Raw genomic sequence first — 1,124 nt, forward strand, 5'->3', positions numbered from 1 at the left:
AGAGGTCGTTTTCTCCCGTTGTTTTATCCTGTGATGCGGATTTGGTTCTGTGATGTCGGATCGCGCCACGAGATGGTGGTCTCGCCGGTGAGGCGGCGGGCCATGAGGTCGGTCATCGCGAGGTGGATCATGGCTTCGGAGCGAGCCGGGAGAGTCTCGTAGTCGCGGGCCAGGCGACGGTGGAGCATGAGCCAGCCGTAGGTTCGCTCCACGGTCCAGCGTTTCGGGATCGGGGTGAATCCCCTGGTCCCGGGGTTGCGCTGGACGATTTCGAGGTCGATGCCGAGGGTGGCGGCATGCTCCACGAAGTGCTTGCGGTAGCCGCCGTCCACCCACGCCTTGCGGATGGTGGGATGGGCGGTGGCAGCCTCCTCGAGGAGAGTCTGACCTGCGACGGAGTCCTGGACACTGGCCGCGGTGACCAGGACCGCCAGCAGAAGGCCGAGGGTGTCGGTGATGATGCTCCGTTTGCGGCCGACGATTTTCTTGCCGGCATCGGTGCCCTGGCTCGAGGCGGGGACGCTGGTGGAGGTCTTGACGCTCTGCGCGTCGATCACGCAGGCCGACGGGTTCGCGTTGCGGCCCTCCTTCTGGCGCACCAACTCCCGCAACAGACCGTTGAGCTGGGCGAACACGCCGCCCTTCTGCCACTTGGCGAAGTAGCCGTAGACGGTTTCCCAGGGCGGGAAGTCGTGGGGTAGGTAGCGCCACTGCACCCCGGTGCGGTCCACGTAAAGGATCGCGTTCATGATTTCGCGCAGCTCGTGCTCGGGCGGGCGGCCGATGTCCAGGGCGTGCCGGCGTCGCTCGGACCGCCAGGCGGACAGGACCGGCTCGATCAACTCCCAGCGGGCATCGGACAGATCACTCGGATACGGACGTCGCTCACTCATGATGTGGACGTACCGCGTGCAGCCGAGTGCGCCCAGGCGCACGGAATTACCTGTGGAAGCACAGCCCAGAAGCGGGCTTCCCGGGATGAGACAGGCGCAAGCCTCCTCCCGTCCCAACCGTCACCCCACCGACCCCACAAGAACCAATCAGTCCAACAGCCCCTTCAGCACCACACCACGGCACATCAGAAAACAAGCGATAGATGGGCATTAGAGATGAAAACGACCTCT

At 64.6% G+C, this 1,124-nt stretch carries 1 protein-coding gene; it reads right to left on the minus strand.

The window, feature by feature from the left end; all coding sequences use genetic code 11:
* Nucleotides 1-23: 23 nt before the first annotated feature.
* Nucleotides 24-893 carry an IS5 family transposase gene (locus tag AC067Z_RS38965; protein WP_478794372.1) on the minus strand — a complete coding sequence of 290 codons (870 nt, stop codon included), beginning with the start codon at nt 891-893 and terminating at the stop codon, nt 24-26.
* Between the last annotated feature and the right edge of the window lie 231 nt (nt 894-1,124).

Source organism: Streptomyces sp. NPDC043812 (assembly GCF_056436245.1).

Bases quoted from the DNA above. Each gene is read 5' to 3' on its own strand.
- AC067Z_RS38965 (WP_478794372.1), bottom strand. From the start codon at position 893: ATGAGTGAGCGACGTCCGTATCCGAGTGATCTGTCCGATGCCCGCTGG.